This is a genomic window from Streptomyces sp. NPDC087845 (genome assembly GCF_044742755.1).
Lineage (GTDB): Bacteria > Actinomycetota > Actinomycetes > Streptomycetales > Streptomycetaceae > Streptomyces.
The window spans coordinates 367,679-386,424 of record NZ_JBIUVC010000006.1 but is presented as its reverse complement, the minus strand read 5'-3'; the positions used below and the strand labels follow the sequence as shown (position 1 = coordinate 386,424).

The following is an 18,746-nucleotide window of genomic DNA, read 5'->3' as shown; positions in this document are numbered from 1 at the left end:
TCGCGTCGCCCGTGTGCGGCGGCGCACACAGTAGAACGTGTTGCAAGAATCCGGAAGGGCCGCGGCGCCCCGGTGGTGTCAGCGCTTGACGGCGCGCAGGACGACGAACTTCGGGTCACCCGCGACCGTGGTGCAGTTGCCGAAGGTCCGGCGCAGCTGTGTGTGGTAGCCGAGGTGCCGGTTTCCGACGACCCACAGCTCACCGCCCGGCCGCAGTGCGGCGCGCGCGCCGTGGAACATCGCACGGGCCGTCGCGTCGGTGGTGGCCTGGTGGGAATGGAACGGCGGGTTGTTGAGGACCAGGTCCACGCTGGCGGGCGCCAGCCGTGTCAGCCCGTCGCCGACCACGAACTCGGCCGTGGCGTCCGGGCCCGTGTTGGCCCGGAAGGTCTCCTCGGCAGAGGCGACCGCCTGGTAGGACTCGTCGATGAAGGTGACCGTCGCTTCGGGGTTGGCGAGCGCGGCGGAGAGTCCGACCACACCGTTTCCGCAGCCGAGGTCGACGACCCGGTCCGGGCCGCTGCGCTCGGGGAGATGGCCGAGGAAGAAGCGGGTGCCGATGTCGAGGCGCTCGGCACAGAAGATCCCGGCGTGGTTGGTGACGGTCCGGCCGGAGACCGGACCGACGTCCTCGGGCAGCTCGTAGCGGTACGGCCAGGGGCTGGGCGTACGGGGCAGCGCCGGGTCCGGGGTGCAGAAGATGAGCCGGGCCTTCTTGACCGCGAGCGAGGTACGGGTCGGGCCGATGATCCGCTCGAAGAGCTTGAGAGTGGAGGTGTGGATCTCCTTGACCATGCCGGTGCCGATGACGACGGTGCCCGCGTGGACGGCCGGCGCGAGCCGGTGCAGCTGGTCCTCCAGGAGCGCGAGGCTCTTGGGGACACGTACCAGCAGGACGTCGATCCGGTCCGGCGGTGTGTCCCTGGCCGACAGGAGGCGCACGGCGTCCGCGGCCGCACCGTTGCGCTCCAGGTTCGCCAGGGTGGCGCGCTGCGCCAGGTAGGAGTCGGTGATCTGTACGGGGCGGTGCCCGGCCAGCACCGTACTCAAGGCACCCCAGCGGTCGCCCACCACGACCACGGCGCCCGACAGGTCGACCGGCTCCGCCTCGTCGGTCCCCTCCAGCCGCCGCAGCAGGTACTCATCGGCAGCGTCCCACGCGCGGAACGGGTCGCGCGGATCCTCGGGGAAGCGGGCGAGGTCGCACCCGGCCCCTGACGTCGTCAAACGGTTCATTGTCCACCCAGGCTAGCCGAGCCGCGGGGAGTGCCCACACACTCCCCGCACCACCCGGGCCGCCGGGCTGCGGACCTACGGACTACGGATTACGGATTACGACGGACTACGGCAGCGTCTTGTCGATCGCCGACCGGCCCTCCCGGGCGAGCCTTCGCTCCGCCCACTGAAGATTCTTCGGGGTCAGGTCCCGCCCGGAGGCGAGCACCAGGTCCTCTGCCGACGGATTGTCGCTCCCGCCGGTGTGCAAGAGGCTGTCGGGAGTCACGCCCCGCAGTGCGGGAGTGACCACCGGGGCTGCGGATACGGATTCGGGCTCGTCACTCATGCCGCCTCCTCGTCCTTTCGGTCATTCTCGCCCCGCGCCGGGCCCGCCGCATCCGTTGCCTTCACGACCCCCTCCCGGCCTCGCAGGAGCGCCCTCACTTGACCTGCACATGATAGGTACGCAGCGTTCACACCAGGGTCACGGTGCGTGTGGAAGGCTCCCGCTGACCACATACCACACGACCACCGCGGCGCCGCCCCCCACCATGTGACGGTTTCGTGGTGCCCGCTTTTTTCGGAGAGGACACCCCACATGTCCCGTCGTCACCTGCCCTGCCGGCGCCCCCTGCTGGCGACCCTCGCCGCGTTCGCGATACTCGCCGGCACCGCGGCCGCCGCACCGGCCGCCACCCCCCGGGCCACCGCCCCCGCGGCTGCGCCGATCGCCACGACGCCGCTCGGCGTCCTCGACGACACGTACTACGAGGACGCACTCGGCAAGTCCGGAACCGCGCTCAAGAGCGCGCTGCACACGATCATCAGCAACCAGACCAAGATCTCCTACAGCCAGGTCTGGAACGCCCTCAAGGACACGGACGAGGACCCCGCCAACCCCTCGAACGTGATCCTCCTCTACTCCGGACGCTCCGAGCCCAAGAGCGACAGCGGCGGCGCGGTCGGCCAGTGGAACCGCGAGCACGTCTGGGCCAAGTCCCACGGAGACTTCGGCACCGCCACCGGTCCCGGCACCGACATCCACCACCTGCGCCCGGAGGACGTCACCGTCAACTCCGTCCGCGGCAACAAGGACTTCGACAACGGTGGCAGCGCGGTCAGCGGAGCCCCGGGCAACTTCACCGACAGCGACTCCTTCGAACCGCGCGACGCGGTCAAGGGCGACGTGGCCCGCATGATCCTCTACATGGCGGTGCGCTACGAGGGCGACGACGCCTTCCCCGACCTCGAACCCAACGACAAGGTGTCCAACGGTTCCGCTCCGAACATCGGCCGCCTCTCGGTACTGAAGGCATGGAGCCAGGAAGACCCGCCGGACACCTTCGAGAAGCGGCGCAACGACGTCATATTCGATCAGTACCAGCACAACCGGAACCCGTTCATCGACCACCCGGAGTGGGTCGAGTCCATCTGGTAGACGGGCCCGGCCACGAGCGGGTCCCTCCCCCGGTTCAGCCGGCCGGGCCGCTCACGCACCAGGCCGCGGCCTCCTCACGGGAGGCGAACGGCCGGACCGCCGGGTGTCCGCCCTGCTCCGCCGTGCCCGGGAGCAGGGCGAGGCGGTCCGCCGGGTCGGCCACGGCGGTGCGCACACCGTCCTCCGCGAGCCGGCCGAGTCCGCTGCGCAGCATCGCACGGGCCACCGTGTCGACTGCGGTGACCCGCCGCAGGTCCAGCACCACGGCCCCGGTCTCCCGCGGTCGCGCCTCGTCCAGCGCGTACAGCACCCGCTCGGCCGCCGTGAAGTCGAGGGCGCCCTGGGCGGCGACGGCGGCGACCCGTTCGCGCCCGGCGCTCCCACGGGACACCGCCGGGGCTGCGGACGGCTCGTCGGCGGTGGCGACCAGGGTGACGGTGGAACCGGCCAGCGCCGGATTGTGCATCAGATGCAGACCGAGCCGTTCCGACAGGGCGCCGAGCGCGGCGCGCCCGCGTACGGAGGTGCCGGTCGGGTCCAGCAGCGGGCTGTACGCCGCCAGACCGAACCTGGCGGGGCCGGCGGCGATCAGCCCGCCCGACACTCCGCTCTTCGCCGGCAGCCCGACCCGTAGCAGCCAGTCGCCCGAGGTGTCGTACATGCCGCAGGTCGCCATCACGGCCAGCACCTGGGCGGCGACCGGCTCGGGGACCACCGCGTCGCCGGTGAGCGGATTGACGCCGCCGTGCGCGAGGGTCGCGGCCATCGCGGCGAGGTCCAGTGTGGTGACCCGTACCGCGCACTGCCTGAAGTAGGTCTCCACTGCGGCCACCGGGTCGACGGGGAGCGGGCCGGCGCTGCGGATCAGATAGGCGAGGGCACGGTTGCGGTCGCCGGTGAGGGCCTCGGAGGCGTACACCCGCTCGTCGACGTCCAGCCGCCGTCCGGCGAAGCGGCTCAGGCAGTCGAGGATGCGGCCGAACCGGGGGGCGTCCGGGGTGTCCGGGATCAGCGCGGTGGTGACGATGGCGCCCGCGTTGACCATGGCGTTGTCGGGCCGCCCCGTGACCGGTTCGAGGCTGATGGCGTTGAACGCCTCGCCGCTGGGCTCGGCGTTCACCCAGCGGCCCACCTCGTCGAGCCCGAGCACGGACAGGGCAAGGGCGTAGACGAACGGCTTCGACACGGACTGCAGGGTGAACAGCGCGTCGGCGTCGCCGGTGCTGTAGCGGTGGCCGTCCATGCTGATCAGCGCCAGTCCGAACGCACCCGGATCGGCCAGCGCCAACGGTGGGATGTAGTCGGCCAGTTGACCGTCCCGCAGCCCGGCGAACCGCCTGTGCAGTTCGCGCAGGGCATCGGTGACGGCTTCGGCGGCGCCCACCGGAACCGGCCGTCAGCCGCGCTCGGCCTGGGCGATCCGGGGGAACGTCTTGACTCCGGCCGCCTTGCGGCTGTTGGCGTGCTGGCTGACGGTCCGGCCGGGCGGGACGTCCGTGAAGCCGAGCACCACGGAGTCGAGCACCTTCCCGGCGGAGTCGGCGAACTCCACCTTCACGGCGTAGAAGGCGGACTTGTCCGTACGGTTGGTGACCCGCACGAGGGCACTGCGGAACTGCTCGGACTTCACGACCGCCAGCCCCGTCACCGAGACGTCCTTGACCGCGTTGCCGCGGCCCTGGACACCTTCGAGCTGCTTGACGGCCCGCTGCCGGTCGCGTTCGGCGGCGGCCGCGGCCGAGGCGGCGAACTCCTGCTGGGTACGCGGGGTGGAGCTCGGGGACCGCGTCATGGCCGGTTCCGGGGACACCGTACGGGTACTCCTGGCCGTGCCCGGCGAAGTGGTGCCGGATCCGCCGCAGGCGGCGGTTGCGGCGACGATCACCGCGGCGAGCGCGGCGAGGGCCGGGTTGCGGGCTGCGCGGCCGCCGAAGGCGTGACGCGAGGGACTGGTCGGTTTCACGGACGCTCCGTCTGCTCGGAAGGACGTATCGGAAGGGCGCAAGGGAGACAGGAGGCGAAACGAGGAGCCGCCGCACCCCTGCCAGGACCACTAACCAACAACTCGCCCATATTAGGATCAAACGGTATGAATTAACTCGTTGAATTCGCCCGCTTCGCTCAGGAGCGGATACCAGCCGCTGGAGTGATCGATGGACACGGACGCCCTGACCGCCGGCCTGTTGAGGGAACTGCGGGCGGTCAAGCCCTATCCGGCCCTGTCCCTGACCATGCCGACGCACCGCCGCGCCCCGGACAACGCCCAGGACGCCGTACGGCTGCGCAACCTGGTGGCCGAGGCCGTCAGCCGGCTGGAAGCGGACCCCGCCGTCACCCGCGAGGCCGGGAACGCCCTGAAGGAGCAGCTCGAACGGGCGGTCACCGAGGTGGACCCGCGCCGGGCCCTGGACGCCCTGATCCTCCTCGTCACCGCCGACGAGCACCAGATCTGGCAGCTTCCCCGCACCGCGCCCGAACGGGTGGTGCTCAGCGACACGTATCTGACCCGCAACCTGGTCGCCGCGAAGGCCCAGGCCCAGCCGTTCTGGGCGCTCACCGTGTCGGCCGGGCACGCCGCCCTGTGGAGCGGCACGCAGGACGTCCTGAACGAGGAGCGGACCGACGGGTTCCCGCTGGCGGCGCCGCAGGAGGCGCCCGACCCGCAGCGCGAGGAGCAGATCGGCGACACCCCGAGCACCTTCACCGACGAGGAGACGCGCAACTTCCTGCGCACCGTCGACGAGAAGCTGCGCGCGGTACTGGCCGCGGACCCGCGCCCGCTGTATCTGGTCGGCCTCGCTCCCGCGCTCGCCCTTCTCGGCGAGGTCGGGGAGAGCGCCGGGTCGGCGGTGGGCCGGATCACCAAGGGGGCACCGGCCGGCACGACGCCGGGCGACCTGCTCAAGGATCTCCGGCCCGCGCTCGACGACCGGCGGCGGCGGATCGCCGCGGAGATCGACGGCAAGCTGGACGAGGCGCGCGGCCGGCGTGCCTTCGCCGGTGGTCTCGACGAGGTCTGGGCCGCCGTACGGGAGGGACGCGCCGGGCTGGTGGCGGTGGAGGAGAACTTCCAGGAGACGGTACGGGTGACGGACGAGCACCTCGAACCGGTGAGCGGTGAAGCCGCGGACCTGACGGACGGCACGGTCCGTGAGGACATCGTCGACGAGCTCGTCGAAGCGGCCCTGGACAACGGAGCCGACGTGGTCTTCCTCGCCGACGACTCGCTCGCGGAGCACGGACGGATCGCGGCGGCCCTGCGCTACTGAGCGTGCCCGGGACGCCGCGCGCCGCCCCGGGCACGCGGCAGGCGTGCGGGTCCCCGGGGCCGCTGGGACACTGGAGAGGACGCCCGATCGGGCCCCGGGCCGAGTCCCGGGGCAGGTCCCTGGGAAGGGAGTGACAGCACCATGCCCATGCCACGCGGATCCAATGCCAGACGGGAACGGCAGTACGAACACATCAAGGAAAGCGCTCAGGAACGCGGGGTCGGCGAGGACCGGGCCGAGGAGATCGCGGCCCGTACGGTCAACAAGGCACGCGCCCGCGCCGGTGAGTCGAAGACCGCGAGCCGTACGTCCATCGAGGACATGTCGTCCGCCCGCCGCGGCGGGCTGCGCTCCCACAGCGGGGCCGGGGGGCCGACTCGCGAACAGCTCTACGAAGAGGCGAAGAAGAAGAACGTCCACGGACGTTCACACATGACGAAGGCCGAGCTGGAGCGGGCGCTCGGCCGCTGAGCCCGCGACGCGGGCCCCTGAGCCCGCGACGCCGGAACAGGGCGGACATCGCACCACCCCGGACGGCCGTCGCCGGCACCGGGCGGTACCGGCGGCAGCCCAGCTGTTCTCCGCCGCCCCGGCGTTGGCCGCCGCCCCGGATTCAGCCGCTCCAGGTCCAGTCGGCCACCTCGTCAAGGTCCGTGCCGTGTTCACGGATCCAGTCGTGGTGGCGGGTGCGGACATCCGCCATCGCCTGGCGTACCGCGACGGCACGGACGCCCAGGCCGGGCACCCGGTCGATGACGTCCATGACCAGCCGGTAGCGGTCCAGGTCGTTGCGGACCACCATGTCGAAGGGCGTGGTGGTGGTGCCCTCCTCCTTGTAGCCCCGCACGTGCAACTGGGCGTGGCCGGCCCGCCGGTAGGTCAGCCGGTGGATCAGCCACGGGTAGCCGTGGTAGGCGAAGATCACCGGGGCGTTGCTGGTGAACAGCGCGTCGTACTCGGAGTCCGGCATTCCGTGCGGGTGCTCCTCACGGGTCAGCAGTCTCGCCATGTCGACCACGTTGACCACCCGCACGGCCAGTTCCGGCAGATGCCTGCGCAGCAGATCGGCTGCCGCGACGGTCTCCAGCGTGGGTACGTCACCGGCGCAGGCGAGTACCACGTCGGGTTCACGGCCGCCGTCCTCCGTGCCGGCCCACTCCCAGACGCCGGCTCCGCGGGCGCAGTGCGTGCGGGCCTGGTCCATGGTGAGCCAGTCGAAGCCCGGCTGCTTGCCGGCCACGATCACATTGACGTAGTCGCGGCTGCGGAGCGCGTGGTCGGCGACGGAGAGCAGGGTGTTGGTGTCCGGCGGCAGATAGACCCGTACGACTTCGGGGCTCTTGTTGAGGACGTGGTCGACGAAGCCGGGGTCCTGGTGGGAGAAGCCGTTGTGGTCCTGGCGCCAGACGTGCGAGGTGAGCAGGTAGTTGAGCGAGGCGATGGGACGGCGCCAGGCCAGCCGACGGGATGTCCTGAGCCATTTGATGTGCTGGTTGACCATCGAGTCGACGATGTGGGCGAACGCCTCGTAGCAGGAGAAGAGACCGTGCCGGCCCGTGAGGAGGTATCCCTCCAGCCAGCCCTGGCACAGATGCTCCGAGAGCACCTCCATGACGCGTCCGTCACGGGAGAGGTGCTCGTCGGTCGGCAGGATCCGCTCCTGCCATGCCTTGCCGGTGGACTCGTAGAGCGCGTCGAGCCGGTTCGACGTGGTTTCGTCGGGGCCCATGACCCGGAAGTCGCGGCGCTCGGCGGTGGCGGCCATGACGGCCTCCAGCAGTCCACCGAGGACCCGGGTCGGTTCGTGCAGCACGGTGCCGGGCTTGTCGACCGCGACGGCGTGGTCGTCCAGCGGCGGGATGGGCAGGTCGCGCAGGAACAGGCCGCCGTTGGCGTACGGGGTCGCGCCGAGCCGGTCGGTCCCCCCGGGCACGCAGTCGAGCACCTGGGCGGTGGGGCGCCCCGCCGTGTCGAAGAGTTCCTCCGGCCGGTAGGAGCGCATCCACGCCTCCAGCTGCCGCAGGTGCTCCGGGTTCTCCCGGACGCCGGGCAGCGGCACCTGGTGGGCGCGCCAGGTGCCTTCGACGGGCACGCCGTCGACCTCGGCCGGGCCGGTCCAGCCCTTGGGGGTGCGCAGCACGATCATCGGCCAGTGCGGGCGCTCGGTGGTACCGCCGGTGCGGGCGGCGGCCTGGAGTTCCCGGATCCGGTCGACGGCCCGGTCCATCGCGGCGGCCATCGCCCGGTGGACGGTGAGGGGGTCGTCGCCGCCGACGTACAGGGGGTCGTGTCCGTAGCCGCGCAGCAGGGCGTCGAGTTCCGTCTCCGGCAGGCGGGCGAGCACCGTCGGGTTGGCGATCTTGTAGCCGTTGAGGTGGAGGATCGGGAGGACGGCCCCGTCGTGCACCGGGTCGAGGAACTTGTTGGAGTGCCAGGACGCGGCGAGCGGTCCGGTCTCGGCCTCGCCGTCCCCGATGACACAGGTGACGAGCAGGTCCGGGTGGTCGAGGGCGGCACCGTAGGCGTGGGTGAGGGCGTAGCCGAGTTCGCCGCCCTCGTGGATGGAGCCGGGGGTCTCCGGTGCCACATGGCTGGGCACCCCGCCGGGGAAGGAGAACTGCCTGAACAGCAGTTCCATCCCCCGGGCGTCCCGGCTGACGTCGGGGTACGTCTCCGAATAGCTGCCCTCCAGCCAGGAGTTGGCGAGGACGGCGGGTCCGCCGTGACCGGGGCCCCAGACGCACAGGCCCTGGACGGAGCGGGACTTGATGACGCGGTTGAGATGGGTGTGGACCAGGTTCAGTCCGGGTGAGGTGCCCCAGTGGCCGAGCAGGCGCGGCTTGATGTGCTCCGGGGCGAGCGGCTGGGTCAGGAGCGGATTGGCCATGAGGTAGATCTGGCCGACGGTCAGGTAGTTGGCGGCCCGCCAGTGCGCGTCGAGCGCGGCGATCTCCTCGTCGGAGGGGCCGGGTGTCGCTGCCGGGTGGGCGGCGTGACTCATCCGTGCCTGCCTTTCAGGGCTCCTGGGACGTGGCGCCGACGGGCTCGGGGCCGTACCAGACCGTCGTCGCGTTGCAGAATTCGCGGATGCCGTGGCCGGCGAGTTCGCGTCCGTAGCCGGAGCGCTTCACGCCGCCGAAGGGCAGCGCGGGATGGGACGCCGTCATACCGTTGAAGAAGACGCCGCCCGCCTCCAGATCGCGTACACAGCGGCGGGCCTCGTCGGCGTCACGGGTCCATACGTTGGAGCTGAGGCCGAAGGGGCTGTCGTTGGCGAGTTCCACGGCTTCGTCGAGTCCGTCGACGCGGTAGAGCGTGGCGACGGGACCGAAGGTCTCCTCGCGGTGGATGCGCATGGCGGGGGTGATCCCGGTGAGGACGGTCGGGGCGTAGAACCAGCCCCGCTCCAGCTCCGGTCTCAGGCCGTCGGGGCGGCCTCCGCCGCACAGCACGGTCGCGCCCTGCCGTACCGCGTCGTCCACCAGCTCCTCCAGGTCCGTGCGGCCCTGTTCGCTGGAGAGGGGCCCGACGTCGGTGGACTCCTGGAGCGGGTCGCCGACCGTGAGGTCGCGCATGCCCACGGTGAACCGCTCGGCGAACTCGTCGTACACCTCCGTGTGCACGATGAACCGTTTGGCGGCGATGCAGGACTGGCCGTTGTTCTGCACCCGGGCGGTCACGGCCGTACGGGCGGCCCTGGCAACGTCCGCCGACGGCAGGACGAGGAACGGGTCGCTGCCGCCCAGTTCCATGACGGTGTGCTTCACCTCGTCGCCGGCGATCGACGCGACCGAGCGCCCGGCCGGTTCGCTGCCGGTGAGGGTGGCGGCGGCGACCCGGCGGTCGCGCAGGACCGACTCGACCGCCCCGGCTCCGACCAGCAGGGTCTGGAAGCAGCCCGCCGGGTATCCGGCCCGGCGGAACAGGCCCTCCAGGTACATGGCCGTCTGCGGGACATTGGAGGCGTGCTTGAGCAGGCCGACGTTCCCGGCCATCAGCGCGGGGGCGGCGAACCGTACGACCTGCCAGAGCGGGAAGTTCCACGGCATCACGGCGAGGACGGCGCCCAGCGGGCGGTAGTGGACGTAGGCCCGCGACGCGCCGGAGTCCCGCACATCGGCCGCCGACGGGTGCTCGTCGGCGAGGAGTTCCTCGGCGTGGGCCGCGTACCAGCGCATCGCCTTCACGCACTTGGCGGCCTCCGCGCGGGCCGCCGTGACAGGTTTGCCCATCTCGGTGGTCATGGTGCGCGCGATGTCGTGCTGGTCCTCTTCGAGGAGGCCGGCGGCGGTGTCGAGCAGACGGGCCCGTTCGTCGAACCCGGTGGTGCGGTACTGCCGGAACGCGGTGTCGGCGGCGTCGAGCCTCTGCTCGATCTCCGCCTCTCCGAACGCGTCGAACGTTCTCAGGGTCTCGCCGTTCGCGGGGTTGACCGTCGCGATGGGCATGACTGTGCTCTCCTTGCCTCGGTACTTCGACCGTGCCGCGCCGTGCGCCGTACCGCAACGCGGGCCCCGCCTGACGGACACCCTCCCGGCGCGGACCATGCGTGCGGTGTGCACGCCGTCCGCGCCGGGAGGGTGAGGCGTTCAGCGGGTACGGGGGCCGGCAGTACCGGTCCCGGTGACCCGCCTCAGACGAGAGCGGGGGTGACGCCGGAGGCCGCCGTGGTGGTTTCGGGCACGGGCTCCGGAACGGCGGCCGGCGGGCGGCGGAACTCGCGCACACCGGGCAGCGGCGCCGACGGCACCAGTTCGACGGTGCGCGGCTCCTTCGCGTACCGGGTGAACCAGACGACTTTGCCTTCGGCCGTACGGCAGGTGCCCCAGCTGTCGCTCAGGGCCATGACGCGGCTGAGACCACCGCCGCCAGTGCTGAGCAGCCGCGGCATCTCGGCGCCGTTGTCGGCGACGGAGACCGTGAGATGCCGCCCCGACCAGCGGAGATCGACGACACAGTTGTTGTCGTCACCGACATGCCGGTGGACATTGGTCAGCAGCTCCTCCACACCCCGGCACACGGGCCGGATGTGGAGTTCGAGACTCCAGTGACGCAGATGCGCGGCGATTATTCGCCGCAGCTGGTACACACGCTCTGCCGAAACCTGGAGTTCGACCGAGTAGTGCCGGTCGAGTTGAACGGTCATCGTCGAGGCTCCTCACACCGAGGCCCACTGACTTCGCCCCATTGAACCAACGGCTCCCGAATACGAAGAGTGAGCAGATGTCACTTCTGGGTCACTCCACAGGGTGACCCGGCAGAGCCGGTTGCGCAACACAAGGAACGCCCGATCGGCCGCATGGAGGGGGTCCGCCCAGGTCAGAGCAGGTATGGCAGCAGTGTGTCCGGGGTGATCGGAAGGCTGCGCACCCGGACACCGGTGGCGTGCCGGACCGCGTTGCCGACGGCCGCCGCAGCACCGACGTTGCCGATCTCGCCGATGCCCTTGCTGCCCATCGGGTTGAGATGCGGGTCTTCCTCCTCGATCCAGTGCACCTCGATGTCCGGCACGTCGGCGCAGACCGGCACGTGATAGGAAGCGAAATCGCTCTCGGTGAAGTCACCGAAGAAGGGGTCCATGGTGCTGGACTCGGTCAGGGCCATGCCGATCCCCATCGTCATGCCGCCGATGAACTGGGAGCGCGCGGTACGGGAGTTGAGGATGTGTCCGGCGGCGAAGACGCCGAGCATCCGGCGCACCCGCACCTCTCCGGTACGGGAGTCGACGGCGGCCTCGGCGAAGTGCGCACCGAACGCGTGCCGGGCGTAGGGGGATTCCGCGGACGTCTCCTGCCCGGTGTCCGCGAAGGCCGTAATCCCCTCGGCGGGCAGGGGGCCGCTCCGCTCGCGCAGTTGCCGCAGGAGGGCGGTGGACGCCTTGTGCACGGACCAGCCCCAGGAGGCCGTGCCCGAGGAACCGCCGGCCAGCGGGGCGTCGGGCAGGTCACTGCTGCCGATGTCGATCCGGACGTTCTCCACCGGGGTCCCCAGTACCGAGGCGGCGATCTGCGCGAGTACGGTGCGGGCGCCGGTGCCGATGTCGGTGGCGTTGACCCGGATGCGGTACGAGCCGTCGGGTGCCGCGTGCGCCGTGGCGCTGGAGGCGGCGATGTACACGGGGTACGTGGCGGCGGCGACGCCCGTCCCGAGCAGCAGCGGCCCCTCTTCGCGGGCCGCGGGGCGGGGATCGCGCTCGTACCAGCCGAAGCGCGCGGCGCCCGTCTCCAGGCAGGCGGCGAGGCCGCGGCTGCTGAACGGGCGGCCGGAGTCGGGCTCGTTCGCCGGGTCGTTGCGCAGGCGCAGCTCGACAGGGTCCATGCCGAGGGCGGCGGCGAGCTCGTCCATGGCGGACTCCAGCGCGTACAGTCCCGGGGCCTCGCCCGGTGCGCGCATCCAGGACGGGCTCGGCACGTCCAGGGCGGCCACCCGATGGGCGGTACGGCTGTGTTCGGATCCGTACATGACACGGGTCGGTACGGCTGCCTGCTCCACGAACTCCTTGATGGTGGAGGTGTGGGTGATGACCTCGTGGGCGACCGAGGTGAGGGTGCCGTCGAGTTCGGCGCCGAGCCGGACGCGCTGCACGGTGGGGGCGCGGTGGCCGACCACGGCGGGCATCTGGCGCCGGGGCAGAACGATCTTGACAGGGCGCCCGGTGTGGCGTGCGGCCATGGCGGCCAGGACGGTCTGCGGGCGCGGGGTGCCCTTGGAACCGAAGCCGCCGCCGACGTGTTCGGAGACCACGGTGATCTGCTGCGGGCGCAGTCCGAACGCGGTGGCGAGGCTGTCGCGGACCCTGGTGGAGCCCTGGCTGGAGTCGTGGACGGTCAGCCGGCCGTCCTCGGTCCATCGTGCGGTGGAGGCGTGCGGCTCCATGGGGTGGTTGTGCAGGGCACCGACGGTGTAGGTGGCGTCGACCTGTACGGGCGCGTCGGCAAGGGCCCGGTCGGTGTCGCCGCGTTCACGGACGGCCGGGAAGTCGCCGTTGACGATCTCCGGGGTGTACAGCCCGGGGTGGTCCTCGGTCAGCAGGACGTCGTGCCGGGTCTCCTCGTAGGCGATCCGCAGCGCCCCGGCCCCTGCGCGGGCCTGTTCGAACGTGTCGGCAACGACGACCGCGACGTGCCAGCCCCGGTGCGGGACCCGGTCGTCCTGCAGGACGGCGAGGATCGGGTCGTCGGGCTGCTTCAGCGTCGGGGCGTTGTCGTGGGTGAGGACGGCGCGCACGCCCGGCAGGGCCAGTGCCTCGTCGGTGTGGATGGCGCTGACGCGGCCGCGGGCGATGGTGGCGGGGACGGGCCAGCCGTACAGGCAGCCCGGCGGGGTGTGTTCGGCGGCGTAGCGGGCGGTGCCCGTGACCTTGTCCCGGCCCTCGCGGCGGACGACGGGATTGCCCAGTGGTGGAGGGGCCTGGCTCATGACGGGATCCTCACGTCTGCGGGTCTGCTTGTCTGCGGTTGCTCAGCTGTCGGCGGCGAGTTCGGCCAGTGCTTCGACGGCCAGACTGCGGGCGAGGCCCACCTTGAACGCGTTGTCGCGCAGCGGCCGGGCCGCGGCGAGTTCGGCGTCCGCGGCCCGTGCGAAGGTCTCGTCGGTGGCCGGGGCGCCCCGGAGCACGTCCTCCGCGGCGTGTGCCCGCCAGGGCCGGTGGGCGAGCCCGCCGAAGGCCAGCGCCGCATGCGCGATCCGGCCGTCGCGGACGCTCAGCACCGCGGCGACGGACGCGAGGGCGAAGGCGAACGAGGCGCGGTCGCGGGCCTTGCGGTAGAGGGAGCCGGCACCGTCCGGGCGCGGCGGGAGCACCACCTCGGTGATGAGTTCGCCCGCCCGGATCTCGGTGTCCCGGTGGGGGGTGTCGCCCGGCAGGCGGTGGAATGCGCAGGCGGGTACGGTCCGTTCGCCGTCGGGTCCGTGCAGGTGGACGGTGGCGTCGAGGGCGGACAGGGCGACGGCCATGTCGGACGGCTGGGTGGCGACGCAGTGCTCGGAGTGGCCGAGTACGGCGAGGTCGCGGTGCGCGCCTTCGCGGGCGGGGCAGCCGGTGCCGGGTTCCCGCTTGTTGCAGGGTTTGGAGGTGTCCTGGAAGTACGGACAACGGGTGCGCTGCAGCAGGTTGCCGCCGGTCGTGGCGGTGTTGCGGAGCTGTCCGGAGGCTCCGGACAGCAGCGCCTGCGACAGGACGGGGTAGCGGGTGCGTACGGCGGGATGGGCGGCCAGGTCGCTGTTGCGTACGGTCGCGCCGATGCGCAGCCCGCCGTCGTCGGTGTCGGCCACCCGGTCCAGCGGCAGCCGGCTGATGTCGATGAGCAGGTCGGGGGTTTCCACCCCGAGCTTCATCAGGTCGACGAGGTTGGTGCCGCCGCCGAGGAATCCGGCGCCGGGGTGGGCGGAGCTCGCGCGGACCGCTTCGTCGGTGGACCGGGCGCGGAGGTAGGCGAAGGGTTTCACGGCGCCACGTCCTCGATCGCCTCGACGATACGGGGGTAGGCGCCGCAGCGGCACAGGTTGCCGCTCATCCGCTCGCGGATCTCGGGGACGTCGAGTGGAGCCGGTGCGGATACGGCCGCGGCACGTGCGGTGACATGGGACGGGAAGCCGTCCGCCGCCTCGCCGAGCATGCCGACGGCCGAGCAGATCTGGCCGGGTGTGCAGTAGCCGCACTGCAGGGCGTCGCGGTCCAGGAAGGCTTCCTGGACGGGGTGGAGCCGGTCGCCGTCGGCGAGGCCCTCGACGGTGGTGATGCGGGCGCCGTCGTGGGCCACGGCGAACAGCAGGCAGCTGTTGGCACGCCGCCCGTCGACGAGGACGGTGCACGCCCCGCACTGCCCGTGGTCGCAGCCCTTCTTCGCACCGGTGAGGTCGAGGTGTTCGCGCAGGGCGTCCAGGACCGTGGTGCGGTGATCGAGCGTCAGGGTCCGCTCGGTTCCGTTGATGTGCAGTGTCAGGGTGGAACGGTCGCCGGTTGCCTCCGGCTGTCGCGCACCGTCGTCCCGCCCGTGAGAGGGGTCCACTCACTCGCACCTTTCAGAGGTGGCCTTTTGTTCGCTTTCTACCAGAAACGCCCTGCCTTCCCGCTTCATTGCTCCGTCGCCGGGCGGCGGCCTGTCGGCCTACCGGCTCGGATGGCTCCGGTGGGTCTGCAGGCGCAGGCGCACCTCTTCCTCCTGGTCCCCGGAGACCGTCCCGACGACGCGAACGTCGAAGGCGTGCGCCAGGCTCCGCCGGAGCCGTTCGACCGCCCAGTAGCCGCCCTGCACATCGATCTTCACGGGCGCGCCGAGCGCGACCGGTCCCGAGATCACTCTCTCCTCGGTGACGTCCACGGTCGCCACCCATGCGGTGGGCCGCCTCTCCGCGAGTTTCCTGGGTACGTCGACGGAGGCCCGGTCGGTGGTGAAAGCGGCCCGCAGCGCGTCGAAGACCATCCGCGCGTCACCCGTGTCGCACCCGCTGATGACGACCGAGACCTCCTGGCCGTGCACGCTCTCGTCCGGCTGTCGCTCCTTGATGCTGTTCACCGCGATTCCTTCCGCTCGGCGCCGTGTGGTGCGCCCCCGCGCCGGGGACCGACGGCGTGGGCGGGGCCGGGTGGGTCCGGCACTCCCCTCGCTCACCCCCGGCGGTTCGAGGATCCCCTCCAGGCTCACCCCGCTGCCGGGCGACGGCGACACGAGGCCGCCGGCAGATGGACGGCGCAAGGCACCGCCCCTGGCCTCCTGGGCACCTCGACCCCGACCCTGAAACACTTTTAGGTTCATATCCACTTAAAACATGAATTCGTCATCATTGACCGAGTGACACCTGCCCCTCGGGGTATCCGGGAGGCATGGACGTATCGAACGGAGACCTCAGGTCGCTGGCCCTCACCCTCGCCGACGGGCGCGGCGCGGTCGGCGCGGTGATGGGCATTGTCGGAGTGGCGCTGGTGGCCATGCTGATCGGCGGCTTCTGGCTGGGCAAGCGGCGCCGGGCCCAGGAGCCGCCTCCGCCCCGGCCCGAGGACCAGCCGCCCCGGCCGGACCACCGGACCCACATCGAGCGACCCGATGCCCAGCTCGACGAGAGCTTCCCGCCCAACGGCCGGGGACTCTCCCCCTACGAGCTCGGCGACCGCGGGAACGAGCCCATCCGCCACGACAGCGACGAGCAGCGTGACTGACCTCCCGGAAGCCGGAAGGACAGCTGCACCGCGCCGCGGAGGACCGCGCCGCGTCGCCGCGTGTTGCGGGAGGGACTGTCCGCGGTGAGGCTGGTGAGGCTCCGACGGCCGTCGGCACGCGCAGGCCGCAGAACCGATGAAGGCAGTAGGACCATGACCGGAAGCCCTCCCGGGGCGGCGTCGATGCCCGCGCCGCTGACCGGGTCCGCAGCGCCCTGCTGGGTCAATCTCATGACCCGCGACCTTGCATCGGCGCAGGAGTTCTACGGCGCCGTGCTGGGCTGGAGCTTCCGACCGGCCAAGCTGGGGCAGGAGTTCTCCGTCGCACGCCGCAGGGACGTGCCGGTCGCCGGCATCGGTGCGGTGGCGACCGCCTACCGGGTGGCGGTGGCCTGGACGCCCTACTTCGCCGTCCCCGACGCCGACGCGGCGGCCTCACGCATCCGCGAGCGCAGCGGCACGGTCGCGGTGGGGCCGCTCGCGCTCGGCAAGGGGCGCGGGGCACTGGCGGCCGATCTCGACGGCGCGGTGTTCGGCGTCTGGGAACGGACCGAGCCCGCGACCTCGCCCCCCGCGCCGGACGACCACTCGCACGCCTGGCTGCGACTGCACACCAGGAACGCGTTCGATGCGGCGATCTTCTACGGCGGAGTGCTCGACTGGGCGAGCGGGCGCCCCGGAAGCTGCGAGGTGTCGTACGAGAAGGACGAGGTCATCGTCGACTGCAACGGGCGCAGGCTCGCCCGGATCAGCTCCGGCGCGGTGGAGGCGGCGCCCGATCCGCTGGTCCGCCCGCACTGGCAGGTCCTCTTCCCCGTCACCGACGTGGCGGCCACCGTCGAGACGGCGCGGCGAAACGGCGGCAGCCTGGTCGAGCGGCGTCCGCTGGGGCCGGGCGAGGAGGCGACTCTGCTGGACCCGGACGGCGGGCTCTTCACGGTCACGGACGTCCGGGACCCCACGGCAGGCGACACGGCCTGATCCGGCCGCTCCGTTCGGCGGTCAATTCCCACGTTCGCGCGAGGAGCGGGCCAGCGCCCGGACCGGGACCACGAACCAGCAGACCAGGAACCACAGCGCCATGCCGCCCACCAGCCACAGGGCGAGGGAGTCGTGCAGGGCCACCCGCAGAATGAGCAGCAGTGCGCAACACATGGTGCACAGCAGCAGGACCAGTCCGAGCACGGTCAGCCGTGACGCCCAGGTGACCGTCTGCGGCTTGAGCCGCGTTCCGCCGACCAGGCGGTGGTACGACACGGGCCCGATCAGGGCGGCGGCGGAAACCCAGCATCACGGTGACCACGTAGATGGCGCGGTCGGTGTCCGACAGCTCGGCGAAGCGCGGCTGGAAGACGACCGCGAGCAGGAAGCCGAACAGGATCTGCACGCCGGTCTGGGCGACTCGCAGTTCCTGGAGCAGTTCCCCCCACCGCCGGTCCGCCCGCTCCTCGGGCGTCTCGTGGCAGCCGGTCTTCGGACCCCGGCTGCCGGGGCCGCGGGGTTTCGAGGTCGCCGTGAGCCTCCGTCCGGATGCGCGGCGTACATCAGCCGCCACTCCTCCCCACCGTGGACCTCACAACGATCACACCGGGCACTCGACGAGCCGCCCGGCCGCGTCTAGGCTTTTGAGTACGGCATCGCGCGCCGGTCACCGGCCGGGTGAGGCGTGGAGGTGCCCGTGAGATGCCTGTTGGAGGCATTCCACAGTGTCAGTCGAGTTGAATCACACCATCATTCACGCCCGGGACAAACAGGAGTCCGCCGAGTTCCTCGCGGACATACTGGGCCTGGAAGTCGGCGCGGAATGGGGCCCGTTCGTCCCGGTCGCCACCGCAAACGGCGTCACCCTGGACTTCGCGACCGTTCCCGAGACGTCGATCACCCTGCAGCACTACGCCTTCCTCGTCTCGGAACCGGAGTTCGACAGGGCGTACACCCGCATCAAGGAGCTCGGGCTCACGTACTACGCGGATCCGCATCGGAAGCATCCTGGCGAGATCAACCACAACGACGGCGGCCGAGGTGTGTACTTCCTCGATCCCGCCGGTCACGCCATGGAGATCATCACGCGTCCGTACGGGGGCTTCCCCTCCTGACACGGCGCACGGCAAAGGGGGGCCGGCCGGAATCCGCGTACGGGTTCCGGCCGGCCCCTTCCGTACCCGGTCAGGCGACCGGCAACTCCAGTTCGGGCCGGTCCCACATCACGGCGGGCGGATTGGCCGCCAGGGTGCCGGTGCGCCAGGCACCCACGCTCAGGTAGAAGCCCTCGGCGGGCGGATGCGAGACGATACGGACACCGGTCAGGCCGGCGCACCGCGCTTCGTCGCGCAGATGCGCGACGAGCAACCGCCCGATGCCCAGGCCCTGCGCGTCATCGGCGACGAACATGAGGTCGAGCTCCGGCGGAACGAGGATCAGTGCGTAGAAGCCGAGGATCCGGTCGGTGGCGGCCTCCACTGCCGCGAAGACCCGGTGGGCCTCGATGTAGTCGGGTCCCACCTGATAGTCGGCAACCATCGCGGCGTAGTGGCCCTCGTACGCGCGGGAGGACCTGACCAGCCGGGTGAGCCGCCGGCCGTCCCGCGCGGTCGCGCGCCTGATCCGTACGTCCTCGCGGCGCGCACCCTCGTTCGGGCGCGTAATGCTCGATGTCATGGTG

18 protein-coding genes and 1 pseudogene are annotated in these 18,746 nt (G+C 71.5%); 6 read left to right on the top strand and 13 right to left on the bottom strand.

Annotated features, from left to right (window positions below):
* Window positions 1-78: 78 nt before the first annotated feature.
* Window positions 79-1,236, bottom strand: a complete 1,158-nt coding sequence (locus ACIOMQ_RS18505; protein ID WP_401268542.1) for a methyltransferase — start codon at window positions 1,234-1,236, stop codon at window positions 79-81.
* 106 nt (window positions 1,237-1,342) lie between these two features.
* Window positions 1,343-1,564: a hypothetical protein gene (locus ACIOMQ_RS18500; RefSeq protein WP_362198718.1), complete on the bottom strand. Its 222-nt coding sequence runs from the start codon at window positions 1,562-1,564 to the stop codon at window positions 1,343-1,345.
* A gap of 252 nt (window positions 1,565-1,816) precedes the next feature.
* Here ACIOMQ_RS18500 and ACIOMQ_RS18495 point away from each other — a divergent pair, with 252 nt between their 5' ends.
* Window positions 1,817-2,656 carry an endonuclease gene (locus ACIOMQ_RS18495; protein WP_362198716.1) on the top strand — a complete coding sequence of 280 codons (840 nt, stop codon included), beginning with the start codon at window positions 1,817-1,819 and terminating at the stop codon, window positions 2,654-2,656.
* 34 nt (window positions 2,657-2,690) lie between these two features.
* Here ACIOMQ_RS18495 and glsA read toward each other — a convergent pair whose 3' ends face one another.
* Together glsA and ACIOMQ_RS18485 are read right to left on the bottom strand one after the other, a co-directional pair.
* Window positions 2,691-4,040 (bottom strand): glutaminase A, encoded by a 1,350-nt coding sequence (glsA, locus tag ACIOMQ_RS18490; RefSeq protein ID WP_401987942.1) that lies wholly within the window; start codon window positions 4,038-4,040, stop codon window positions 2,691-2,693.
* A 12-nt stretch (window positions 4,041-4,052) separates the two neighbouring features.
* Window positions 4,053-4,619 (bottom strand): hypothetical protein, encoded by a 567-nt coding sequence (locus ACIOMQ_RS18485; protein ID WP_362198710.1) that lies wholly within the window; start codon window positions 4,617-4,619, stop codon window positions 4,053-4,055.
* Window positions 4,620-4,809: 190 nt separating this feature from the next.
* Here ACIOMQ_RS18485 and ACIOMQ_RS18480 point away from each other — a divergent pair, with 190 nt between their 5' ends.
* Entirely contained in the window at window positions 4,810-5,925 is a 1,116-nt protein-coding gene (locus ACIOMQ_RS18480) for a chemotaxis protein (protein ID WP_401756504.1), read from the top strand.
* Window positions 5,926-6,072: 147 nt separating this feature from the next.
* Complete coding sequence (locus tag ACIOMQ_RS18475) at window positions 6,073-6,396, top strand: plasmid stabilization protein (RefSeq protein ID WP_362199024.1); 324 nt, start codon at window positions 6,073-6,075, stop codon at window positions 6,394-6,396.
* A gap of 142 nt (window positions 6,397-6,538) precedes the next feature.
* Here ACIOMQ_RS18475 and ACIOMQ_RS18470 read toward each other — a convergent pair whose 3' ends face one another.
* The 7 genes from ACIOMQ_RS18470 to ACIOMQ_RS18440 all read right to left on the bottom strand — a co-directional run bounded on the left by ACIOMQ_RS18470 (window position 6,539) and on the right by ACIOMQ_RS18440 (window position 15,443).
* Window positions 6,539-8,926, bottom strand: a complete 2,388-nt coding sequence (locus ACIOMQ_RS18470) for a phosphoketolase (RefSeq protein ID WP_402189520.1) — start codon at window positions 8,924-8,926, stop codon at window positions 6,539-6,541.
* A 13-nt stretch (window positions 8,927-8,939) separates the two neighbouring features.
* Window positions 8,940-10,373, bottom strand: coding sequence for an NADP-dependent succinic semialdehyde dehydrogenase (locus ACIOMQ_RS18465; protein WP_402189517.1), 1,434 nt, complete (start codon window positions 10,371-10,373; stop codon window positions 8,940-8,942).
* Window positions 10,374-10,558: 185 nt separating this feature from the next.
* Window positions 10,559-11,071 carry an ATP-binding protein gene (locus tag ACIOMQ_RS18460; RefSeq protein ID WP_362198698.1) on the bottom strand — a complete coding sequence of 171 codons (513 nt, stop codon included), beginning with the start codon at window positions 11,069-11,071 and terminating at the stop codon, window positions 10,559-10,561.
* A gap of 173 nt (window positions 11,072-11,244) precedes the next feature.
* Window positions 11,245-13,344 carry a xanthine dehydrogenase family protein molybdopterin-binding subunit gene (locus tag ACIOMQ_RS18455; protein WP_401268558.1) on the bottom strand — a complete coding sequence of 700 codons (2,100 nt, stop codon included), beginning with the start codon at window positions 13,342-13,344 and terminating at the stop codon, window positions 11,245-11,247.
* Window positions 13,345-13,386: 42 nt separating this feature from the next.
* A complete protein-coding gene (locus tag ACIOMQ_RS18450; RefSeq protein WP_402189512.1) occupies window positions 13,387-14,373 on the bottom strand; it encodes an FAD binding domain-containing protein in 987 nt (328 codons plus the stop codon).
* A complete protein-coding gene (locus tag ACIOMQ_RS18445) occupies window positions 14,370-14,936 on the bottom strand; it encodes a 2Fe-2S iron-sulfur cluster-binding protein (RefSeq protein ID WP_362198689.1) in 567 nt (188 codons plus the stop codon). Before ACIOMQ_RS18445 ends, ACIOMQ_RS18450 begins: the two co-directional genes overlap by 4 nt.
* Before the next feature lie 99 nt (window positions 14,937-15,035).
* Complete coding sequence (locus ACIOMQ_RS18440) at window positions 15,036-15,443, bottom strand: hypothetical protein (protein ID WP_362198686.1); 408 nt, start codon at window positions 15,441-15,443, stop codon at window positions 15,036-15,038.
* A gap of 308 nt (window positions 15,444-15,751) precedes the next feature.
* Here ACIOMQ_RS18440 and ACIOMQ_RS18435 point away from each other — a divergent pair, with 308 nt between their 5' ends.
* Together ACIOMQ_RS18435 and ACIOMQ_RS18430 are read left to right on the top strand one after the other, a co-directional pair.
* Window positions 15,752-16,084, top strand: a complete 333-nt coding sequence (locus tag ACIOMQ_RS18435) for a DUF6479 family protein (protein WP_362198683.1) — start codon at window positions 15,752-15,754, stop codon at window positions 16,082-16,084.
* 153 nt (window positions 16,085-16,237) lie between these two features.
* Entirely contained in the window at window positions 16,238-17,065 is an 828-nt protein-coding gene (locus ACIOMQ_RS18430) for a VOC family protein (RefSeq protein ID WP_402189509.1), read from the top strand.
* 21 nt (window positions 17,066-17,086) lie between these two features.
* Here ACIOMQ_RS18430 and ACIOMQ_RS18425 read toward each other — a convergent pair.
* A pseudogene (locus tag ACIOMQ_RS18425) lies at window positions 17,087-17,504 on the bottom strand (DUF6328 family protein).
* 286 nt (window positions 17,505-17,790) lie between these two features.
* On the opposite strand from ACIOMQ_RS18425, the gene ACIOMQ_RS18420 reads away from it, so the two are divergent.
* Complete coding sequence (locus ACIOMQ_RS18420) at window positions 17,791-18,180, top strand: VOC family protein (RefSeq protein ID WP_362198674.1); 390 nt, start codon at window positions 17,791-17,793, stop codon at window positions 18,178-18,180.
* 70 nt (window positions 18,181-18,250) lie between these two features.
* Here the strand turns inward: ACIOMQ_RS18420 and ACIOMQ_RS18415 are convergent, their stop codons facing one another.
* Window positions 18,251-18,742, bottom strand: coding sequence for a GNAT family N-acetyltransferase (locus ACIOMQ_RS18415; protein ID WP_401268566.1), 492 nt, complete (start codon window positions 18,740-18,742; stop codon window positions 18,251-18,253).
* Between the last annotated feature and the right edge of the window lie 4 nt (window positions 18,743-18,746).